The organism is Serratia sp. PL7 (assembly GCF_945957435.1).
The window spans coordinates 38,679-60,664 of sequence record NZ_CAMFLB010000020.1 but is presented as its reverse complement, the minus strand read 5'-3'; the positions used below and the strand labels follow the sequence as shown (position 1 = coordinate 60,664).

Annotated in this window: 21 protein-coding genes; 17 read left to right on the top strand and 4 right to left on the bottom strand. The window is 49.4% G+C overall.

Going from position 1 to position 21,986, the window contains the following annotated elements:
* The first annotated feature begins 681 nt into the window (after positions 1 to 681).
* From N6G83_RS41310 to N6G83_RS41265, 10 genes are all read left to right on the top strand, one after another.
* Positions 682 to 1,359 (top strand): LuxR C-terminal-related transcriptional regulator, encoded by a 678-nt coding sequence (locus N6G83_RS41310; RefSeq protein ID WP_211135457.1) that lies wholly within the window; start codon positions 682 to 684, stop codon positions 1,357 to 1,359.
* Between the two features lie 737 nt (positions 1,360 to 2,096).
* A complete protein-coding gene (locus tag N6G83_RS41305) occupies positions 2,097 to 2,624 on the top strand; it encodes a fimbrial protein (RefSeq protein ID WP_024527848.1) in 528 nt (175 codons plus the stop codon).
* A 75-nt stretch (positions 2,625 to 2,699) separates the two neighbouring features.
* On the top strand, positions 2,700 to 3,230 hold the full coding sequence (locus N6G83_RS41300) for a fimbrial protein (protein WP_152529901.1): 531 nt from the start codon (positions 2,700 to 2,702) through the stop codon (positions 3,228 to 3,230).
* 15 nt (positions 3,231 to 3,245) lie between these two features.
* Positions 3,246 to 5,768 carry an outer membrane usher protein gene (locus tag N6G83_RS41295; protein ID WP_248006612.1) on the top strand — a complete coding sequence of 841 codons (2,523 nt, stop codon included), beginning with the start codon at positions 3,246 to 3,248 and terminating at the stop codon, positions 5,766 to 5,768.
* Between the two features lie 19 nt (positions 5,769 to 5,787).
* Positions 5,788 to 6,534, top strand: coding sequence for a fimbria/pilus periplasmic chaperone (locus tag N6G83_RS41290; RefSeq protein ID WP_211135448.1), 747 nt, complete (start codon positions 5,788 to 5,790; stop codon positions 6,532 to 6,534).
* A 26-nt stretch (positions 6,535 to 6,560) separates the two neighbouring features.
* Positions 6,561 to 7,148 carry a fimbrial protein gene (locus N6G83_RS41285; protein WP_024527844.1) on the top strand — a complete coding sequence of 196 codons (588 nt, stop codon included), beginning with the start codon at positions 6,561 to 6,563 and terminating at the stop codon, positions 7,146 to 7,148.
* Positions 7,149 to 7,152: 4 nt separating this feature from the next.
* Positions 7,153 to 7,671, top strand: coding sequence for a fimbrial protein (locus N6G83_RS41280; protein WP_192958298.1), 519 nt, complete (start codon positions 7,153 to 7,155; stop codon positions 7,669 to 7,671).
* Positions 7,668 to 8,150, top strand: a complete 483-nt coding sequence (locus N6G83_RS41275) for a fimbrial protein (protein WP_065683722.1) — start codon at positions 7,668 to 7,670, stop codon at positions 8,148 to 8,150. The genes N6G83_RS41280 and N6G83_RS41275 overlap by 4 nt, the downstream gene beginning before the upstream one ends.
* A 21-nt stretch (positions 8,151 to 8,171) precedes the next feature.
* Positions 8,172 to 8,705, top strand: a complete 534-nt coding sequence (locus tag N6G83_RS41270) for a fimbrial protein (protein ID WP_065683721.1) — start codon at positions 8,172 to 8,174, stop codon at positions 8,703 to 8,705.
* Positions 8,706 to 8,787: 82 nt separating this feature from the next.
* Positions 8,788 to 9,654 carry a hypothetical protein gene (locus N6G83_RS41265; protein WP_211135446.1) on the top strand — a complete coding sequence of 289 codons (867 nt, stop codon included), beginning with the start codon at positions 8,788 to 8,790 and terminating at the stop codon, positions 9,652 to 9,654.
* Positions 9,655 to 9,945: 291 nt separating this feature from the next.
* On the opposite strand, the gene N6G83_RS41260 is transcribed toward N6G83_RS41265, so the two are convergent.
* Positions 9,946 to 10,383 carry a DUF3574 domain-containing protein gene (locus N6G83_RS41260; RefSeq protein ID WP_211135444.1) on the bottom strand — a complete coding sequence of 146 codons (438 nt, stop codon included), beginning with the start codon at positions 10,381 to 10,383 and terminating at the stop codon, positions 9,946 to 9,948.
* 231 nt (positions 10,384 to 10,614) lie between these two features.
* Here N6G83_RS41260 and N6G83_RS41255 point away from each other — a divergent pair, with 231 nt between their 5' ends.
* Positions 10,615 to 11,232, top strand: a complete 618-nt coding sequence (locus N6G83_RS41255; protein ID WP_024527839.1) for a trimeric intracellular cation channel family protein — start codon at positions 10,615 to 10,617, stop codon at positions 11,230 to 11,232.
* Here N6G83_RS41255 and ligB read toward each other — a convergent pair.
* Positions 11,229 to 12,533, bottom strand: a complete 1,305-nt coding sequence (gene ligB, locus N6G83_RS41250) for an NAD-dependent DNA ligase LigB (protein ID WP_312847407.1) — start codon at positions 12,531 to 12,533, stop codon at positions 11,229 to 11,231. The genes N6G83_RS41255 and ligB overlap by 4 nt on opposite strands.
* The gene (locus tag N6G83_RS54845; protein WP_312847406.1) at positions 12,520 to 12,948 is read right to left on the bottom strand and encodes a hypothetical protein; all 429 of its coding nucleotides are present in this window, start codon (positions 12,946 to 12,948) and stop codon (positions 12,520 to 12,522) included. The genes ligB and N6G83_RS54845 overlap by 14 nt, the downstream gene beginning before the upstream one ends.
* Positions 12,949 to 13,232: 284 nt before the next feature.
* On the opposite strand from N6G83_RS54845, the gene gmk reads away from it, so the two are divergent.
* From gmk to recG, 5 genes are read left to right on the top strand one after another with little or no spacing between them, the layout of a single operon-like run.
* Positions 13,233 to 13,856 carry a guanylate kinase gene (gene gmk, locus N6G83_RS41245; RefSeq protein WP_024482944.1) on the top strand — a complete coding sequence of 208 codons (624 nt, stop codon included), beginning with the start codon at positions 13,233 to 13,235 and terminating at the stop codon, positions 13,854 to 13,856.
* A 54-nt stretch (positions 13,857 to 13,910) separates the two neighbouring features.
* The gene (gene rpoZ, locus N6G83_RS41240) at positions 13,911 to 14,186 is read left to right on the top strand and encodes a DNA-directed RNA polymerase subunit omega (protein ID WP_024482945.1); all 276 of its coding nucleotides are present in this window, start codon (positions 13,911 to 13,913) and stop codon (positions 14,184 to 14,186) included.
* Between the two features lie 18 nt (positions 14,187 to 14,204).
* Positions 14,205 to 16,319, top strand: a complete 2,115-nt coding sequence (gene spoT, locus N6G83_RS41235) for a bifunctional GTP diphosphokinase/guanosine-3',5'-bis pyrophosphate 3'-pyrophosphohydrolase (RefSeq protein WP_024482946.1) — start codon at positions 14,205 to 14,207, stop codon at positions 16,317 to 16,319.
* 5 nt (positions 16,320 to 16,324) lie between these two features.
* Entirely contained in the window at positions 16,325 to 17,023 is a 699-nt protein-coding gene (trmH, locus tag N6G83_RS41230) for a tRNA (guanosine(18)-2'-O)-methyltransferase TrmH (protein ID WP_024482947.1), read from the top strand.
* Positions 17,020 to 19,101 carry an ATP-dependent DNA helicase RecG gene (gene recG / locus N6G83_RS41225; protein ID WP_074029798.1) on the top strand — a complete coding sequence of 694 codons (2,082 nt, stop codon included), beginning with the start codon at positions 17,020 to 17,022 and terminating at the stop codon, positions 19,099 to 19,101. The genes trmH and recG overlap by 4 nt, the downstream gene beginning before the upstream one ends.
* A gap of 40 nt (positions 19,102 to 19,141) precedes the next feature.
* Here the strand turns inward: recG and gltS are convergent, their stop codons facing one another.
* Entirely contained in the window at positions 19,142 to 20,344 is a 1,203-nt protein-coding gene (gene gltS / locus N6G83_RS41220; RefSeq protein ID WP_029710944.1) for a sodium/glutamate symporter, read from the bottom strand.
* A gap of 237 nt (positions 20,345 to 20,581) precedes the next feature.
* Between gltS and N6G83_RS41215 the strand changes: the two genes are divergently transcribed.
* Entirely contained in the window at positions 20,582 to 21,979 is a 1,398-nt protein-coding gene (locus N6G83_RS41215) for a nucleobase:cation symporter-2 family protein (RefSeq protein WP_024527836.1), read from the top strand.
* Positions 21,980 to 21,986 lie beyond the last annotated feature (7 nt).

Sequence of the window (21,986 nt, the reverse complement as noted above, 5' to 3'; positions counted from 1 at the left end):
ATCTGTGTCTAAGAATTTTCTGTAAGACCAATAAATGAGCAGGCCATCGCCTTAAATTAACACTGTACTTAGTAAGGTAATTTCGCGATGAATTATTATTTACTGATTAGTATCAATTAGTTATGGTTTCTTTGGTGATCAATGGTTTCAACTATGACGAAGATTGGCAATTTTCACAGAACTAATACCTCAGTCGCATTAATTACTTGATGCCATGGTGTTATTTTAACATTTTCATTATCAACATGGGGAGGAAAGTCATTTAAGTCGCATTAACCCCTTGATATTTTGTTATAATTTTAACATTGTGGTTATCGACATTAATATCAGAATTTTCGAGTCGGTAGCGCCTTCAAGGATGGTATTCTCAGTACGCCCATAAAGAAACAATTTAGCTTAACACAATCTTTATCCTTAAATATCATATTGTTATACTCGTAAATTAAGAACCTCTATGTTGGTACGCGGGGGTTGAGTCATTAACATCATTCCCCACCAAAACCCAAAAAAAGCTTATTAATTTTTATTGAGTTTACTTTATTCTTAGAATAGCTAACATTGAAGTCAGATAATTCTTACCAACAACGCAAAGAGACACAACTTCTCATTTGCTAGTTTATCTTAGCCTTATTTTCTATACATATAGAAATTAAGAATTATAAGAGAGATGAGATTAATATCATGAGTGAATTTAACTGCCTGCCTGAGGTTGATGGGCTACATGGAACCATTATGGATAATGGAGCAATCAAATTATCTTATGATTCCCCTGTCAAAAATATTAACTATTATATAGTCACAGACAATATGTACTTTAGTCTAGGTGTCGTAAAGTATATTGAAAACACCATCAGTAAGATAGCACCAGGAAAACTAAACGCTGGTATTTCCATCCAGTGTTATCTCTCTGGAAAAGTACTCTCTGTTTATGAAGATATTCATAGAAACTCTTACTTAAGAAAAACCTCACACGTCATTATTGCAGATAAGGACTTTTTACATATGCTGGGGCTTGGGGTAAATGAAGAGATTTCACGGTCTGTCTCTTTCATATCAAGCGAGGATTGCAATTTAAGCTATTTTGACAAAATGCTAAACTCACAGAACCCTGCTCATTCTCAACAATTCCGGGTACGTGAACACTCCTCATTCTGGAGTCTAAACCAGAGAGAGAAGCGTATATGCTTTTATCTATATAATGGTTTTACTCCATCATTTATAGGCTCATTGCTGGGGATTCACTCTAAAACTGTTAGCTACTATCGCATGAGAATAATGAAAAAAATAGGATGTGAACGAAAAGGGGATTTCAATAAAGCGTTGATTAATTATTATAGGTATAGATTATGCCGACTCTAGTTTATTATACTTAGGATTTATTTAACCAGAAAACATTGAGAATAACTTCAGATGTAACTAATTAAAGAACATATTTTATTACTCAACCAATACATTCCTAAAACTATAACTATAACTAACTCTCAGTTATATGCACGCCAGGTGTTTTTTAATTCTTCCTAAAAACCTGATGATTGCCAGTTAAGTTTTGAAGGAGGCCGTAACGGATAACGTAGCGGTCTCTTTTTTTACCTCTTCCGGATAATTCTTCCCCGACTATCCGCTAGCACGAAGTCTGAAGGCCCCTCCAGAATATCTTCCATTACCCGTCCAGGGTTATCCAAACAGTATCTGCTCAGCTGGCTTCTCAGATCAGTGCAGACAGTACGCCATTTCTACCTTTTTCCTTTGTCCCTGTGAGATACAGAGTATTCCGCACAAAAGGTTCTCATCCTGCCTCACCTGTTTACCGTCTCTAAGGCATAACTTTTTAAAACCACCCTGAAAAAGTATTAAATCAATTGAATGACGCATTATCCTTAACAAAAAATAAAATCATAACCATCTGTTTTAATTGGATAAATGTTATTTGAGCTTGTTTTGGATGAACGCGATATAAATTCCCCCTATAGTCCTTCTGCCCAATCAGGTTAAGTGGATTTGTGGTGAAGTGAGTGTAGTCACCTATAAAGGCCAGGAACATTAGGGCAGGAAAATACTTTTCTATGAAAAGTAGAAAATCACAAAGGAGAAATTAGGTGAAATTAAATATTTTAGCACTGGTCGTTGCTGCCGGTTTTATGTCTAATGCATTTGCTGTTGCTACTGAAGCAGGTAAAGGTCAGATCAAATTCACAGGTTCAATCATTGAAGCGCCTTGTTCAATTACCCCAGGCACCTCTAACCAGAACATTGAGTTGGGTCAGATTTCTTCAACTGCTTTGCAAGATGGTGGGAAATCAACTCCTGTTACTTTCCAAATCGACCTAGAGAAATGTGATACAACTTCTCTTCCTGGCGTAACCGCAACCTTTACTGGTCCAGCATCAGCAAATAATACAGACCTGCTGGGTATTACTGGTTCTGCGAAAGGTGCAAGTATCGTTCTGACCGATGGCGCAGGTACTCCAATTAAGTTTGGTACTCCTACCGCTAAGCAACTGATTATGGACGGAAGCAATACGTTAGTATTCTCTGCTTATCTTCAGGGTGATACCGGTCCGGGTGTTTCTATTATCCCAGGTGAATTCACCTCTATCGCTAACTACGCGCTTGCTTACGAATAATAATTCAGATAAGTAACTTTAATACAGGCACGTTAAGTATTTACTTTTCGTGTCTGCTTAAAGCGAGAATAAATCGTGAAAAAAACCATATTCTTTCTACTTTTATGTCTCGACATTATTTTTATTAATCCTGTTGTTGGCAAAGATGCTGGCCATGGAAGATTGAATATGCGTGGCAGCATTATCGAAAGCGCCTGCACCATTGATATGAACAGCTTAAATCAAACTGTAGATTTAGGTGTGATCACAGTCGGCGAATTAGAGAGAAATGGGCGTAGTACGAGCATACCATTTAGCATCAATTTGATTAACTGCACGTTGGAAAAGTTAAACCCAAACGCAAGCAATTGGCGGTATTTTGAAATTACATTTAATGGAGAAAATAACAATGGCCTCTTCATTAATAAAGGTTCAAGTCAGGGCGTAGGTGTCGCCCTTTCTGATGAAAAATTCAAACCTTCCTTACCCGGGATTCCATTATCTCAACACTTACTAAGCGAGGGTGGAATCAGTATCAAGTACTATTTAGCCTTGACGCACGATGCTGGAAAAATAAAAGCAGGCGATTTTAATACGTCTATAAAATACAAGATAGATTATTTTTAATTGATGGTGGCAAGGATGTCAAAAAAAATACTGAAATTATCAAAAAGTGGAATCGCATGCATAGTTGTGCTTGCCTTTTTGGGGCAGATTAACGTGTATGCGGCTGAAGAAACTCAGTTTAACACTGACATCCTTGATACGAATGATAAAAAAAATCTTGATCTTTCGGTATTCGCTGTCGCTGGTTATATCATGCCGGGCGTCTATCGCATGGCTGTTATTCTGAATCAGAAGAAAATCACAGACTTTGATACGCTTTATTATTCGACTCCTGAAGATGAAAAATCCAGCTTTCCTTGCTTAACGAAAGAGCTTGTCGCACAACTTGGTTTAAAGGAAGGATATCTTAGTAATCTCAAGTGGCAACCAGGGAGCAACAAAGATGAGGTTTGTCTTGTTATTCCAGCTGATGATGGCTGGAAAATAACCTCTGAACTGCCAACTTCAACATTAAACCTGAGCATCCCTCAGGCTTTCTTAGAATACACGGCACCGAACTGGGATCCACCTTCACGCTGGGATAATGGCGTATTTGGTGCATTGTTTGATTATAATACAAACTTCACTACTATACGTCCACGCCATAGTAGTCAGAATAACAGCATAAGTGGAAACGGGACTGCAGGTGTTAACTTTGGCCCTTGGCGCGCTCGGGCAGACTGGCAGGCTCAGATAGATAATAAATCTGCTGGAAGTAGCCATAGCAACCGTTTTGACTGGACAAGATATTATATTTATCGCCCGATAAAAAGTTTGAAGGCACGTTTATCTCTTGGTGAAAACTTCGTGAACTCCGATATTTTTGATAGCTTTCGGTTTACCGGAGTCTCATTGCGCAGTGACGATAGTATGTTGCCACCTAATCTGCGCGGGTATGCGCCTGAAATTACCGGTGTTGCCAAGACAAACGCTAAGGTCACCGTCAGGCAACAAGGGGCGGTACTCTATCAGACTCAGGTCGCGCCTGGCCCATTTAAGATCCAAGATCTTAACGATGCCGTAAACGGTCAGCTTGACGTTGAAGTAGAAGAGCAAGATGGCTCAAACCAGAAGTTCAGCGTACAAACATCAGATATTCCTTATCTGACGCGGCCGGGAACGTTGCGTTATATGGTATCGGCCGGGCGTCCTACTGATTTTCGTCATCGCAGCCAGGGGCCTTTGTTCTCAATGGGAGAGTTTTCGTGGGGTGTGGCTAATGGCTGGTCACTTTACGGAGGAAACACGGTTAATAACGATTATCAGGCTTTAGCGGTCGGTATCGGTCGCGATCTGATGTTATTTGGTGCTTTATCTTTAGATGCAACGCATTCTCGTGCAAAGCTTCCGCAAACTGAGACTTTGCAGGGTAACTCCTATCGGTTGAGTTATTCAAAGCGTTTTGATGAGTTTAATAGTCAGGTAACTTTTGCCGGATATCGCTTCTCAGAGCGAGACTATTTAAGTATGGCCGATTATCTGGATGCAAGACAGTCCGATTATCGTCGTGCAGGCACAAAAGAAATGTATACTGTGAGCTTTAATCAGCAATTTACAGGTATTGGCGCCAGCCTATTTGTAGATTATAACCACCGTACCTATTGGAATAGCTCAGTGGATGATCGCTATAATATTGCATTGGCGAAATATCTTGATATTGCTAACGTGAAAAACATTAATATTTCCGTCAACGCATATCGCAGTAAATTTAATAACTCAAATGATGATGGTGTTTATTTATCCCTGTCAGTTCCCTGGGGAGATCATGGTTCAATCGGCTTAAACAGCTCCCGTTACAAAGGGGGGAGTAGCAATCAAGTGAGCTATTTCTCAACGCTTAATGATTTCGATAGCTACCAGATCAGCGTTGGTAAAAATGGCGCTCAAAACGCCGCCAGCGGTTTTTATAGTCATGCGGGCAATAATGTACAAGTGAATGCCAATGCCAGCTATCAGGAGTTAGGATTTACTTCTGCGGGGATCGGGTTACAAGGTGGACTGACGGCTACGATGAAAGGTGGTGCACTACACCGTATTAACACTCCTGGCTCTGCGCGAGTCATGGTTGATACCGATGGGGTGAGTGATGTTCCGGTGCGCGGTTTTGGTGCCGTGGCGCGCTCAAATATATTTGGCAAAGCCGTCGTGTCGGATGTAAACAACTACTACCGAAATCAATTGAGTATTGATGTTAATAAACTGAGTAATGATGCTGAAGCCATTAATACCGTAGAGCAGATAACGTTAACGGAAGGTGCTATAGGTTATCGTCATTTTAGTATTGTTCAGGGAGAAAAAGCGATTATATACATTAGGTTGCCTGATGGGTCTCCCCCCCCCTTTGGTGCAACAGTGCTGAATAAAGATAACAGAGAAGTAGGAATTGTGAATGATGATGGCAGCGTTTACTTAAGTGGTATCCAGGCTTCTGCCATTATGCAATTGCGTTGGAATGGAGCTGAACAATGTCAGATTTCATTCCCAACAAATCTCGTTAATGAGAAATTGCAAAACATTCTTTTACCCTGTATTTTTTTGAATGAAAAAAAATCAAATTAATTTATTACGGAGTTCTTTAATGAAATTTTTAAAAAACGGACTTTTTGCCACCGTGACTATTTTGGGCGTTTTCAGCGCACATACGGTAAGTGCCGCGATCGCATTAGACCGCACAAGAGTCATATTTAATGGTGATGACAAATCGGTCAGCCTTAATGTCAGCAATGAGAATACAAAATTACCTTATTTAGTTCAGGCATGGATAGAAGATAGTAAGGGTAATAAAATTAATGGCCCTCTTACTATCGTGCCTCCTCTGCAACGCGTAGAACCAGGCTCTAAAAGTCAGATAAAATTACAGTCTTTGCCGGCTATTGATAGTTTGCCTAAAGATCGTGAATCATTGTTTTATTTCAATATGAGAGAAATTCCGCCACGCAGCGACAAACCAAATACGTTGCAAATTGCATTGCAAACAAAAATTAAACTCTTTTACCGGCCAGCAGAAATGGTTCAGCCTGAAACATCAAGGTCTGCACCCTGGCAGGAAAGTGTCGTAATGGTTCGTGAAGGGCAACGCTATAAGTTAACTAACCCAACACCCTATTATGTGACGTTTGTCGATGCTGGAAGCACTGTTAGTAACAGTGAGAGTGAATTCCGCCCGTTAATGCTGGCACCTCTTTCATCAGATTACCTTAACGTCAGCGCTAGCAAGTTAGGGGCATCGCCAGTACTGACATATGTCAATGACTATGGCGGTCATCCAAAACTTGTTTTCCACTGCGAGGGCTCAAGCTGTAAAGCGACGCCTGTAAAAGAGTAAGCACCATCATTAGGTTGGAAGGTCACATGCTAAAAATCGCTGCTCGTGTAAGCTTACTTCTCATGGCAATAAATTTCGCTCATGCGCAAACGAACCTGCCTGGTCAATGGAACGGAGATGGCGTATCAGGAAAAATTCAAGTTCGGGGAGTACTGACCGAAGGCGCCTGTAGATTAGATCTACATTCGTCTTATCAGGAAATCGATCTTGGAACGCTGTCGGCTGCGCATTTCCAGCACGTTGGGGATCCTGGCATACCCGTACCCTTTAGTTTGATGCTCAGGGACTGCATAAGTGCTGGTACCCTGAATCGCGATGATTGGACGGGTAATAAAGTGATAGACCGTCATCAGCCCTCAGTGACCTTCTCGTTTTTAGCCCCTGCGGTTACATCAAATCCCGGGCTGGTCGCTGTGACTGGGGCTTCTGGAATAGGTCTGGCAATAAAAGATGAAAATAATAAACCTGTCAGGCTCGGTTTCAGGGGAGTACCACTGCTAGTTACACCAAAGCAAGACGCCCTTAATTTCACTATTACACCGGTGAGAACAGCGGCACCGCTTGGTGCCGGTGCATTTCGTGCCAGCCTCTTTTTCTATATGAGGTATGACTAAGAATATGAAATCTATGATTCGGCTCACCGTAATGTATCAGGTCTTCGCCCTGATCCTCGGATACAGCACTTTTTCGCGGGCTGTCCCTGCCCCGCAAAGTATTACCGTGAATATTCAGGGAAGAATTTTGGAACCTGCGCCCTGCGTCATTGCGGGTACTGGAGATAAAGGTGTTATCTCGGTTGATTTTGGCAACAATGTCATGATAAACCACATTGATGGCATTCAGTACCGAATGCCTGTGAGTTACGACATACATTGCTCAGCACAATATACCAATTCGATGATGATAAGAGTCGTAGGAACAGTCGCAGGGTTTGGAGACGGTAATCTGCAGACCACCGTTACCGATCTGGGGATAGCCTTAACCGATGGCACAACGGCTTTTCCGGTGAATTCGTTCCTTAACTTTAACTATCCCGTCTTACCTCAGCTTTACGCTACTTTGGTAAAACGACCAGGGGTAACACTCAAAGGACAAGTTTTTTCCGCGACAGCGATCATGCAGGTATATTATCAATGATTAATATATGGCGGCAGATACTTATAAGCGCATTAGTTGGTTTTACCGTGTCTAATGCCTATGCAGTTGACATGCAATTTAAAGGGACGCTGATTGAACCCCCTCCTTGTGTAGTTAACGGCGGGCAAGATATTAACGTTTCATTTGATAAGGTCGGCATTAATAAAATCGATGGTGACAGTTATCGTAAGGAAATCAATTTCATATTAGACTGTATAGATTCTCCGCCCTGGACCATGAGTATGACATTATCGTCTAGTTCGGTTGCTTCTTTTTCGTCTGGGACAATTCAGAGCACGATTAACGGACTTGGCATAAAGATTTATAGTGATGGAAAACCCATTGTATTTTCTCAGCCCATTTTAATTGATCCCGCGCGTAGGCCAAAGCTTGAAGCGGTTCCGCTGAGCGAAAGTGGTGTGACTCTCTCCGAGGGGAAGTTTACTGCATCTGCAACGTTAACCGTACAGTATCAGTAGAAATATTAGGAAGATGAATCAATGAATGTTGGACTATTCAGAAATTTGATACTGAGTTTCATATTTATTTCATCTGGCGGGTATGCGGCGGAAAATCTTAAATTCTCCGGGGAACTGGTTAGGCAGCCTTGCGTACTTTCACCGGGTGATGAAAACATACCTTTGGACTTTGGTGAGATCATCGATAAATATCTTTATGCTCACGAAAGGGTAAAGAGCCAGACGATTACTATTCATTTACAGAATTGTGATACATCGCTGGCAAGAATGATTCGTGTTTCTTTTACTGGAGCAGGAAATGACGCTCTACCAGGTTATTTGTCGGTGAGTTCCGGTGATATAAATTCAGGATTGGCCATTGGCCTTGAAAATACGAACAACGGCGAGCCGATAAATATTAACAATGGCACAAACATGAACATTGAAATAAATCCCGGCACTATGGATATAAATTTCAACGCCTTCGTTCGTGGTGAACCGAAAGCTATAGCCAATAAGACAATCAGCCGTGGTGTTTTTAATGCGATACTCAACTTTAGTTTGATTTATGAATAGTTTTCACTTTGTTAAATAATGATTACGGCCACGGAATTTTCAGGAAGAACAATGGAAATGCCTATTCAGGAGTATTTTGGTCATGATAAATAAAATTATAAATATGGGACGTTTTTGTTTAATCCCATTCCTTCTTGTTTTATCTCCGGCAAGCTTGGCTGAAACGGTTTCCGTTGGTCGTCTTTTTGTGTCTACACCAGATAGTGCGGGTATGATGACTATTCGTGCGATCGAATGGACTGCTGCCGCACCACCTAGTGTTGTAGCTGCTTGTGACGCAAACAAAAACCCCTCTCTTGAAACATGCATGGTGGAAGCTTCCTGCACTGTAAAAACCGGTGTGAATTCTACAGGAACGATCTGGGGGCAAAAGTATAGAATGACCAAAGCTGAATTGAGGAATATTGCCTACGCCAATGTTGGTAGCAAAATGTTGTATGCTGGCTGCTTTAGAAAGAGCGGGTCACGTTATATATTTGTCCATAGCCCCTTTTTATATGTAGGTGGATTACCCTTAACGGGTGGCACAAATAGCAGCAATGTTGATTTTTATCTATTTGATAAGGTTGATATGATACCTGACTCACCTAATCTGAGCTGTAAGGCCACGAGCACAAATGCGACAATAGATTTTGGAGAAATCCTCTATAATTCTGTCAATGGATCAACAAAGAGTGCCACGATAGATATTAGTTGTACTAATGGCGATGGCTTTGCGCACGTTTCTTCCGTTAGTTATGATAATAGCACAGGTGTTTTACTCAGGCCGGACGGTTCTCTTAGCGCGTTGATGGAATTTAATGATGTGCCAGCAGATGTGCCATCCAGCTATTATATTGAGAATAATACCTCACGCAGTCTGGTGATCAAGGCAACCTTACGCTCCACCAACGCTCTTAAAGGTGGACTTTTCAGCGGTTCGCTGGTTGTTAATATCACTTATGATTGATATCCGAAATATTAAAGCATGAAAGGCTGACAGATTGTCCAACGTCTATGCTTATCAATTTCGGAGGTTCCTGGAGTAAAGCCAAGAGTCCGGTCGGCCTCATTGTCCGCTAGCCTTTCCGAGCTTTATTAGTAAGGGGCTACAATGGTTTTTAACTCAGCCAGCTGAAATATTTCAGAAAAATTGAGCCACACTTTTACGTTGCTGCAGGCAGATTTTATTGTCTGCTCAGCAGCCATTTTGCTGGAACAATAAACCTGCTTGTTGCAGTTGCGGCAAGCCGGGTATTCATTAAAACGTGACGCACACTGGCGCATCGACACGCATCACAGAGTCTTGGCTAAACTGTTGTTTATAGCGGGTGCGCAGCGCCTCAATGTTTTGCTCACTGGCTGTATCAGGGCTATGGATCAACATCAACGCCTTGCTGTTTTCCCGCGCCAGCTTGCCATCGTTCCCCAACCATTGCCCTTTGGCATCAAATACCGATAACCCATCTTTAAAACGCGGGGTTACCTGCTGATCGACAAAGGTCTGCCATTCAACCGCCGTAATTACCGGCCCTGCCGGGCGATTCAAGCCAAAATAGAGCGTGGTCTGGGTCATCGGCTCGCCGATGCTGCACGTTGCTTCCGGTTTAAACGGTGATGCCTTTTGCACTGGCGCTACGCAGCCGCTCAACAGCAAGGTTATGGCGACGGTGGCCGCCAATATCGGGGTGTTATTCATCTCGCTTTCATATTCCTTAAATAATCATCAACAGATACTAGCGATAAATTTCTAATGCGTTGTAAAAATCACAAGTAGCACTAGAGACTAGCAGCAAGCAAAAACAACCTATTTAACATTAGTTAAAGTAATTCGAAAGTAACACCAACAAAAAAACTCAGTGGTGCGTTGCCACCAGGCTCGTTACCCTCCGGCGTTGACACTTTTGCCCTCCGACCTTGTGAATCCACTATGTTACTGAGCATTCTTTATATTATCGGCATCACCGCAGAAGCCATGACCGGCGCGTTAGCCGCAGGCCGCCGCCAAATGGATTTGTTTGGCGTGATTTTTATCGCCTCCGCTACCGCCATTGGCGGAGGCTCGGTGCGAGATATGCTGCTTGGGCACTTCCCACTGAGCTGGGTAAAACACCCTGAGTATATTGTTATCATAGCCATAGCGGCAATTATCACCACCTGGATGGCTCCGCTGATGCGCCACCTGCGCCATCTGTTCCTGGTGTTGGACGCCATTGGGCTGATTGTTTTCTCGATCATCGGCGCGCAGGTGGCTCTGGATATGGGCCATGCTCCACTGATCGCAGCCATTGCCGCCGTGATCACCGGCGTTTTCGGCGGCGTGCTACGCGATATGTTCTGCAACCGTATCCCGCTGGTTTTCCAGAAGGAAATCTATGCAGGTATCGCCTTTGCCGCTGCCTGGCTGTATATCGGCCTGCAATACCTTAACTTGCCGCATAACATGGTAATTATTATTACCCTGGTTGCAGGCCTCAGTGCTCGCCTGATCGCACTGCGCTTTCGCCTTGGCTTGCCAGTGTTTAACTATCAGCATCCCGACCATTAATTCGCGAACGCATCGCCCAGCGGTTCGGCACGATCGGGAACCGTTTCAAAGCCGCTAATATGGTGCTGCTGCAAGGTTTGAACCAGTGCCAGAAAGGTAGGGTGTTGCAAAAACTCCTGCACTTTTCTGGCTTTTTGCGCACCCATACCAGCAAGCTCCTGCCACTGTGCCAACGTCATCTGCTGTAGCTGTGACCAATTTTGCAACGTGGCCGACTGCGATGGCGAAATGGGTACGCCGAGGGCGATCGGCCAACGCTCGAAAGGCTGCCGCCGCGCCAGACGAAATTGTTGGTAAAGGGCCTGTGCACGCTTTGCCCCCAAGCTGGGCACCGCGCTGAGCTGTTCCGGTGTTAACTCCAACCAATCCAGCAGGTTATTCACCAATCCCTGATCGACCAGCACCTGCCAGCCAGCTTTATTCAACCCGGTGATGTTCAGCCCATTGGAACTGCTCAACCAAACCAGCCGCGCCAGAAACTGCTGGCGGCATCCGGGCTGCAAGGTAAAGCAGCTCAGCGCATGATAATCCTCCGGCTTTGGCGCAATGGGTGTTGCCCTGGTAACCTCACGCCAGACCACCTGTTTCAAATGCGGAATGCCATGCCCCATCAGGCTAATCGCAATATGATCGCCAGGTACGATGTCCCCTTTTTGCCACAGAGCTAGCGAGCCCACGTTAACTCGCCGGATCCATTTATCGTCCATTCGCACCGGATCCAGGCGGAGCATCACGGCAATTTTGCCGGTACGGCCTATGGCAAACTCAACATCCGTGACTCTGGCCACTTGCTGGACCGGGGGATATTTCCAGGCAGCCGCCCAGTCATTAGGCTTGGCCTGCCAGTAGCGCCCCTGAGGTTCTTGCCCTTGGTGGATCACCACGCCATCAGTGACAAACGGCAAAGGGCCGCTGTACCAAGCTGCCCGCCACTGCTCCACCTCCGCCAACGTGGTGACCGGCTGTGAATATTGCTGCGGCAGCGTAAACCCCATGGCGGCAAGCTGTTGCACGCGTTCGGCCATGGTTGGCGGGCCATCGGGCCACGCCCAGACGAACAGGCCAAGCTGCTCAAGTTGCGCAGTGCGCGGATGACGCATCATCATCCCGGCAACCTTGGAGCGGGCGTTGATGCCCCCTTGGGTTTGCTGGTGATGATCGTTCACCATCAGGAACAGCTCTCCTTGTAGCACCAAGTTGGCCGTAGACCCTGGTAAAACGTTGGGGATAGCGGGGATCGCCTTGACCTTTTCCAGCCAGTTTTCACCCTTCTGCCCGTCCCCCCGGCTAATGGCGTTCACCAATACGTTGCAGGTAGACCAAAGTGACCGCCACACCATCAACCTTGGGTTGCACCCACAGATCGTGACGGCCCTGCATCCATTGTTCTACGGCACGAGAGTTGCGCAGTTTACGCAATCCGGTATGCGCCACCGGATGCGGTACTTTGCCCACTGGCAGTGGCCGCGTATCCTCTCCCACCGCACCGACACAACGCCGCCAATCTTGCAGTTGCTGTAACAGGCTGTCGTAGAGTTCATCGTCAATCGGGCTGTTACCCAGGCGATAATAAGCCTCATCCCAGCGCCCCAGTTGATCATCCAGCGCCGTAATTTCCACCTGCATGCGCTCTGGCGACCACGCCGGACAGCTTGCCCATGCCGAGCTACACAGCACTCCAATCACCACCAACGCCCGGTAAATACCTCTCCACATTGAGCACCTCCTTGCTTCCCGGCAGTAAATACTCAATCGCCTTTGCTGGCTAACGCCAAAAAACGGAGGTGCTAAACACTTCCCAAAAGGAATGTGCATTTGCTGAAAACGGCAAAAATTTCCAGATCCGCCGCGCAAATTGACTTTTTCACGCTGTTTTTAGCAGAAAGCGGCGGCCAAAATGCGAGCTAACGCTGCATACCGCCCGTTAGCCGTGTATACTGTGCGGAGAATTTACACATCCGCTGTAACTGACTTATCAACCGCTAGCAACGAACATCATCATGGCTCAAGGCACGCTTTATATTGTCTCTGCTCCCAGTGGCGCAGGGAAATCAAGTCTGATTCAGGCTTTGTTAAAGACGCAACCGCTGTACGATACGCAGGTTTCGGTTTCACACACCACGCGCGATAGCCGCCCGGGTGAAAATCACGGCGAACACTACTTTTTCGTCTCCAAAGACGAATTCCGCCGTATGATTGAGCAGGATGCGTTTCTTGAGCACGCAGAAGTGTTCGGCAACTATTACGGCACGTCCCGCGCGGCCATCGAGCAGGTACTGTCGACCGGCGTTGACGTCTTCTTGGATATCGACTGGCAGGGCGCACAGCAGATCCGTGCCAAAATGCCCCAGGCGCGCAGCATCTTTATTCTGCCGCCGTCGAAGGAAGAGCTTGGCCGCCGCCTGCGTGGCCGTGGGCAAGATGCGGATGACGTGATTGCCAAGCGCATGGCGCAGGCCGTCGCGGAGATGACGCATTTCGCGGAGTATGATTATTTAATCGTGAATGACGATTTCGATCTGGCCTTGTCCGATCTGAAGACCATTATTCGCGCCGAACGCTTGCGTTTGGGCCGTCAAATGCTGCGGCATGATGCTTTAATCAGCAAACTATTGGCAGACTGAAGACAGTTTCAGTATTATGCCCAGTCTTTTCGTCACCTGTGGAGTAGCACAAATATGGCACGCGTAACTGTTCAAGACGCTGTAGAGAAAATTGGTAACCGTTTTGACCTGGTGTTGGTCGCTGCTCGTCGGGCACGTCAAATCCAGACCGGTGGTAAGGATGCACTGGTACCTGAAGAGAATGATAAGTACACCGTTATCGCTCTGCGCGAAATCGAAGAAGGCCTGATCAACAGCCAGATCCTCGATGTTCGTGAGCGCCAGGAGCAGCAAGAGCAGGAAGCCGCAGAGATCCAGGCGGTTACCGCGATTGCTGAAGGTCGTCGTTAATTAGACTGTGAGTCTGCCTTGTACCTGTTTGAAAGCCTGAATCTGCTGATTCAACGTTACTTGCCTGAGGAGCAGATTAAGCGCCTCAAACAGGCATACCTCGTCGCACGTGATGCTCACGAGGGACAGACACGCTCCAGTGGTGAGCCCTACATTACTCACCCGGTTGCCGTGGCCTGTATTCTGGCGGAAATGCGTCTCGATCATGAGACGCTGATGGCAGCCCTGCTGCACGACGTCATCGAAGACACTCCGGCCACCTATCAGGATATGGAACAACTGTTTGGCAAAAGCGTTGCCGAACTGGTTGAGGGCGTATCCAAGCTAGACAAATTAAAATTCCAGGATAAGAAAGAAGCGCAGGCGGAGAACTTCCGCAAGATGATCATGGCAATGGTGCAGGATATCCGCGTCGTGCTGATCAAGCTGGCGGACCGCACCCACAATATGCGAACGCTTGGCTCGCTGCGCCCGGACAAACGGCGGCGTATCGCCCGTGAAACCCTGGAAATCTATAGCCCACTGGCCCACCGCCTGGGTATTCATCATCTGAAAACCGAGCTGGAAGAGCTGGGTTTTGAAGCGCTTTACCCGAACCGCTACCGCGTCATCAAAGAAGTGGTGAAAGCCGCGCGCGGTAACCGTAAGGAGATGATCCAGAAAATCCTCTCCGAGATCGAAGGGCGTCTGACCGAAGCCGGCATCCCCTGCCGCGTCAGCGGGCGGGAAAAGCACCTCTATTCCATCTACTGCAAGATGCACCTGAAAGAACAGCGCTTCCATTCCATCATGGATATTTACGCGTTCCGGGTGATCGTCAAAGAAGTGGATACCTGCTACCGGGTGCTAGGCCAGGCACACAGCCTGTATAAGCCGCGCCCGGGCCGGGTAAAAGACTATATCGCCATTCCCAAGGCCAACGGCTATCAATCGCTGCATACCTCACTGATCGGCCCGCACGGCGTGCCGGTTGAGGTACAGATCCGTACCGAAGATATGGATCAGATGGCCGAAATGGGGGTCGCCGCGCACTGGGCCTATAAAGAAAAGGAACAGGGCGAAACCGGCGGCACTACCGCACAGATCCGCGCCCAGCGCTGGATGCAGAGCCTGTTGGAGCTGCAACAAAGCGCCGGTAGCTCGTTTGAATTTATTGAAAGCGTAAAATCCGATCTGTTCCCCGATGAGATTTACGTTTTCACTCCGGAAGGGCGTATTGTCGAGCTGCCTGCCGGTGCTACACCGGTCGACTTTGCCTACGCCGTGCATACCGATATCGGCCACGCCTGCGTTGGCGCACGTGTCGATCGCCAGCCGCATCCGTTGTCACAAGCTTTAGCCAGTGGCCAGACGGTAGAGATCATCACCGCTCCGGGTGCCCGGCCAAATGCCGCCTGGCTGAACTTTGTGGTGAGCTCCAAAGCCCGCGCCAAAATCCGCCAGATGTTGAAAAACCTCAAGCGCGATGATTCCGTCAGCCTGGGCCGCCGTTTGCTAAACCATGCACTCGGGGGCAGCCGCAAACTTTCGGAAGTGCCGCCAGAGAATATCCAGCATGAACTGGACCGCATGAAGCTGGCCACGCTGGACGATCTGCTGGCAGAAATCGGCCTCGGTAACGCCATGAGCGTGGTTGTCGCGAAGAACCTGCAGGGCGATCAGTCTAGCCTGGGCTCGTCGAACGGCGTGCGCAACCTGGCCATCAAAGGCGCCGATGGCGTCCTGATCACCTTTGCCAAGTGCTGCCGCCCTATCCCAGGCGACCCGATTATTGCCCATGTCAGCCCGGGCAAAGGCCTGGTGGTTCATCATGAATCCTGTCGTAATATCCGCGGCTACCAGAAAGAGCCAGAGAAATTCATGGCGGTCGAGTGGGATATGGAAACCGAGCAGGAGTTCATTGCGGAAATCAAAGTGGACATGTTCAACCATCAGGGTGCGTTGGCCAACCTCACGGCGGCGATTAACGCGGCCGAATCGAATATTCAGAGCCTGAATACCGAAGAGAAAGATGGCCGGGTCTACAGCGCCTTTATCCGCCTGACTACCCGCGATCGCATCCACCTGGCAAATATTATGCGTAAGATCCGTATCATGCCGGATGTGATTAAAGTTAACCGTAACCGAAACTAGCGCCTATGAGCCCCGAACGCTATGCGCGGATTTGTGAAATGCTGGCCACCCGGCAGCCCGATCTGACGGTCTGCCTGGAACAGGTTCACAAACCGCATAACGTCTCCGCGATTATCCGTACTGCCGATGCCGTCGGCGTACATCAGGTGCATGCCGTGTGGCCTACTCCACGGATGCGTACCCTGGTCTCCTCCGCTGCGGGAAGCAATAGCTGGGTGAGCGTCAAAACCCACCCCACCATCGCCGATGCGGTCACGCATCTGAAAGGCCAAGGGATGCAGATCCTGGCAACTCACCTTTCTGCTCGCGCCGTCGATTTTCGCGAAATAGACTATACCCGCCCCACCTGCATACTGCTGGGGCAGGAAAAAACCGGCATCACCGAAGAGGCGCTAGCCCTGGCCGATCAGGACATTATCATTCCGATGATCGGTATGGTGCAGTCGCTGAATGTCTCTGTCGCTGCGGCTCTGATCCTGTATGAGGCCCAACGCCAGCGGCAAAACGCCGGTATGTATCGCCGCGATCTCAGCGCGTTAGATGAGCAGGAACAGCAACGCCTGCTGTTTGAAGGCGGCTACCCGGTGTTAGCCAACGTGGCCAAGCGCAAAAAGCTGCCGCGCCCACAGATTGACGATCAAGGCCAAGTGGTTGCCGACGCCGAATGGTGGGCAGCCATGCAGGCAACGACGGTACGCCGATGAAAGGCCGCCTGCTGGATGCCGTCCCACTCACTACACTTTCCGGGGTTGGAGCCAGCCAGGCGGGGAAACTGGCCAAAATCGGCCTGAATACCATCCAGGATCTGCTGTTGCACCTCCCGTTACGTTACGAAGACCGCACCCGCCTCTACCCAATCAACGATCTGCTGCCAGGCATTTTTGCCACGGTGGAAGGGGAAGTGCTGCGCAGCGATATCAGCTTTGGCCGCCGCCGCATGCTCACCTGCCAGATCAGCGACGGCACCGGCATCTTGACTATGCGCTTCTTCAACTTCAACGCGGCGATGAAGAACAGCCTTGCTACTGGCCGCCACGTAACGGCCTATGGCGAAGTCAAACGCGGGACCCACGGCGCAGAGATTATCCATCCGGAATACCGTGTCCAGGGGGAAAACAGCGAGGTCGAGCTACAAGAAGCCCTGACGCCGGTGTATCCCACCACCGAAGGGATCCGCCAGGCCACGCTGCGCAAGTTGACCGATCAGGCGCTGGAGTTGCTGGATACCTGTGCGATTGCCGAGCTGCTGCCACCGGAATTAAGCGGCGGTTTGATGAGCCTGCCACAGGCGCTGCATATGCTGCACCGTCCGCCGCCGGATATCCAACTGGCTGATTTGGAACAGGGCAAGCACCCGGCACAGAAACGCCTGATCCTTGAAGAGCTGCTGGCACATAACTTAAGCATGTTGGCCGTCCGCGCCGGAGCGCAAAGCTATCGGGCATTATCGCTAACGCCTGACGATCGGCTTAAAAACCGGTTCCTGGCCCAGCTCCCCTTCTCGCCTACCGGTGCACAAACGCGGGTTGTGGCAGATATTGAAGCGGACCTGCAAAAAGGTTTCCCGATGATGCGCCTGGTGCAGGGCGACGTCGGCTCAGGTAAAACCCTGGTTGCTGCCCTGGCTGCACTACGCGTCATTGCTCACGGTAAACAGGTGGCGCTGATGGCCCCCACCGAATTACTCGCCGAACAACACGCCAATAACTTCCGCCAGTGGTTTGAACCCTTGGGGATTGAGGTGGGTTGGTTAGCCGGCAAGCAAAAAGGCAAGGCACGCCTCGCCCAGCAGGAAGCTATTGCCAGTGGCCAGGTGTCGATGGTGGTAGGGACGCATGCCATCTTCCAGGAGCAGGTGCAGTTCAATGGCCTGGCCCTGGTGATTATCGATGAACAACACCGCTTTGGTGTGCATCAGCGGCTGGCGCTGTGGGAGAAAGGCGAAGAACAAGGGTTCCATGCTCATCAGTTGATCATGACCGCCACGCCAATCCCACGCACGCTGGCGATGACCGCCTACGCCGATCTGGACACCTCGGTAATCGATGAATTGCCGCCGGGCCGTACGCCGGTGACAACGGTGGCGATCCCCGATACGCGCCGGGCCGATATTATCCAGCGGGTGAAAAGCGCCTGTATCGAAGAAGGCCGTCAGGCGTATTGGGTCTGCACGCTGATCGAAGAGTCTGATTTGCTGGAAGCCCAAGCCGCAGAAGCAACCTGGGAAGAATTGAAGATTGCGCTGCCGGAACTGAAGGTGGCGTTGGTGCATGGTCGGATGAAATCAGCGGAGAAACAGGCGGTGATGCAGGCCTTCAAACAGGGCGAACTGCAGCTGCTGGTAGCCACCACGGTGATTGAAGTGGGGGTGGACGTGCCAAACGCCAGCCTGATGATCATCGAAAACCCGGAGCGGCTTGGCTTGGCACAGTTGCATCAGCTACGTGGACGGGTTGGCCGTGGTGCGGTAGCCTCTCACTGCGTGCTGCTGTATAAAACCCCGCTCAGTAAAACCGCCCAAAAACGCCTGCAGGTGCTGCGCGACAGTAACGACGGCTTTGTGATTGCCCAGCAAGATTTGGAAATCCGTGGGCCGGGTGAGCTATTGGGGACGCGCCAAACCGGCAGTGCAGAGTTTAAAGTGGCCGATTTGTTGCGCGATCAGGCCATGATCCCCGAAGTTCAGCGCGTTGCGCGCCATATTCACCAGCAGTATCCACAGCATGCGCATGCCTTAATTGAGCGCTGGCTGCCGGAAACAGCTCGCTACTCCAACGCCTAATCAATTAACCCCTCTTGTCGCCAAGAGGGGTTATCATCACTTAACCGAACACCGGCAGCATCAGATACAGCTTAATCACGATGGCGTTAGCGATATCGATAAAGAACGCACCCACCATCGGCACCACCAAAAATGCCAGATGCGAAGGACCGAAACGATCGGTGATCGCCTGCATGTTGGCAATGGCCGTTGGCGTCGCCCCCATGCCAAAACCACAGTGCCCCGCAGCCAGCACGGCAGCATCGTAGTTTTTACCCATCACGCGGTAGGTCACGAAGATGGCATACAGTGCCATGACCAACGTCTGCACCGCCAGGATCGCCAGCATTGGCAGGGCCAGCGAAGCTAGTTCCCACAGGCGCAGGCTCATCAACGCCATCGCCAGGAACAGCGACAGGCTCACGTTACCCAGTACGGAGACCGCACGCTCAAACACCTGGTAGAAGCCCGTTGCCGACAGGGTATTGCTGAGGATCACGCCAACAAACAGCACGCAGACAAAGGTCGGCAGTTCGAAGGCGGTACCATTCAATAACCCGGCAATAAAGTTACCGAGGCTCAGGCAGATGGCAATCATGGCGATGGTTTCTACCATCACCAGCGAGGTGATCAGGCGGCCACTTTCCGGCTTTTCAAAGCCACTCGGCTGCACACTATCATCCGGTGTGCCTTCCGGCGTTGAGGAGTGTTTCACCAGATAGCGAGCCACTGGGCCACCAATCAGGCCGCCCAGCACCAGACCAAAGGTGGCGCAGGCCATGGCCACTTCGGTGGCATTCTCAAACCCGTAGCGCTCGATGAACACCTTGCTCCAGGCCGCCCCGGTGCCATGCCCGCCAGAAAGCGTAATCGAGCCCGCAATCAGCCCCATCAACGGATCCAGCCCCAGCATTTTCGCCATACCGATACCGATGGCATTCTGTACCAACAGCAGACCCAGCACCACGAACAGGAACACGACCAGTGCCTTGCCCCCCGCCCGCAGGCGCGCCAGGTTGGCATTCAGGCCGATAGTGGCAAAGAAGGCCAGCATCAGTGGGTCTTTCAGCGACATATCAAAGCCGACTTCCCAGTTCACCGTTTTCTTCATAACCAGGAGCAGGACCGCCACCAGTAGACCGCCGGCAACGGGAGCAGGAATAGTATATTTTCTCAGCAGAGGAATGGAGCGCACGCATTTGCCCCCAAGCAGTAGGACCAGCGTGGCGGCAACTAAAGTGCCGTAAGTATCGAGATGAAACATCTAGCTACTCCGTGTAGTAATTAAATCCAATAAATTAATAAGTTATAAAATTTACTCAGTTTTTTAACTTGATGAAGGGTGGATTAAAAGTAAAAACGGCTAATAACACAAGAAAAAATGAACGAAAATGCGACATTAATGGATTCAGCCTCGTACAAAATATTAATGCGCAACCGTTTGCTTTTGTGAAGCAGATCATTAAAATGCCTTCTTTGCCGCCTTTGGGAATGCCACACCATGTCCAGCCAAACCGCCGAGCTTGATGCCGCGCAAAAAGCATCAGCCCCCGTTTCACACAATAGTGAACTGATTTACCGCCTGGAAGATCGCCCGCCGTTGCCGCAAACGCTGTTTGCCGCCAGTCAGCATCTGCTGGCGATGTTTGTTGCCGTGATCACCCCGGCCCTGTTGATCTGCCAGGCGCTTGGCCTGCCTGCGCAGGATACGCAACACATCATCAGTATGTCGCTGTTCGCTTCCGGTTTGGCCTCCATCCTGCAAATCAAAACCTGGGGTCCGGTGGGGTCTGGCCTGCTGTCTATTCAGGGCACCAGTTTTAACTTTGTCTCACCGCTGATTATGGGCGGGCTGGCGCTGAAAAACGGCGGCGCAGACGTGCCCACCATGATGGCTGCACTGTTTGGCACCTTGATGGTCGCCTCTTGTACCGAAATCCTGCTGTCACGCGTGCTGCATCTGGCACGCCGTATCATTACCCCGCTGGTCTCCGGCATTGTGGTGATGATTATCGGCCTGTCGCTGATCCAGGTCGGGCTGACCTCCATCGGTGGCGGCTATGCGGCGATGGGCGATCACACCTTCGGCGCGCCCAAGAATCTGCTGTTGGCAGGCGCAGTGCTGGTGGTGATTATTCTGCTTAACCGCCAGCGTAACCCTTACCTGCGCGTCGCTTCGTTGGTGATCGCCATGGCCATAGGTTATCTGCTGGCCTGGGCCATGGGCATGCTGCCGGAAACCGAACCGGCCACCCAGACAACCTTGATCACCGTCCCTACCCCGCTGTATTACGGCCTAGGCTTTGACTGGAACTTGCTGTTGCCGCTGATGTTGATCTTTATGGTCACTTCGCTGGAAACCATCGGTGATATCACCGCTACCTCCGACGTTTCTGAACAGCCGGTCAGTGGCCCACTATATATGAAGCGCCTGAAAGGCGGCGTGCTGGCCAACGGCCTGAACTCGATGTTGTCGGCAGTGTTCAACACTTTCCCGAACTCCTGCTTTGGTCAGAACAACGGAGTGATCCAGCTAACAGGCGTTGCCAGCCGCTATGTCGGTTTTGTGGTGGCACTGATGCTGATCCTGCTGGGGCTGTTCCCGGCCGTTGCCGGTTTTGTGCAACACATTCCTGAGCCGGTGCTGGGCGGCGCGACCATCGTGATGTTCGGGACCATTGCAGCCTCCGGCGTGCGTATCGTTTCCCGCGAGAAGTTAAACCGCCGCGCCATCATGATTATGGCGCTGTCGCTGGCCGTCGGTATGGGGGTTTCCCAACAGCCGCTGATCTTGCAGTTTGCACCGGACTGGCTGAAAACCCTGCTTTCTTCCGGTATCGCCGCCGGTGGTATCACCGCCATTGTGCTGAACCTGCTGTTCCCACCAGAAGAAAAATAAGCGCTTC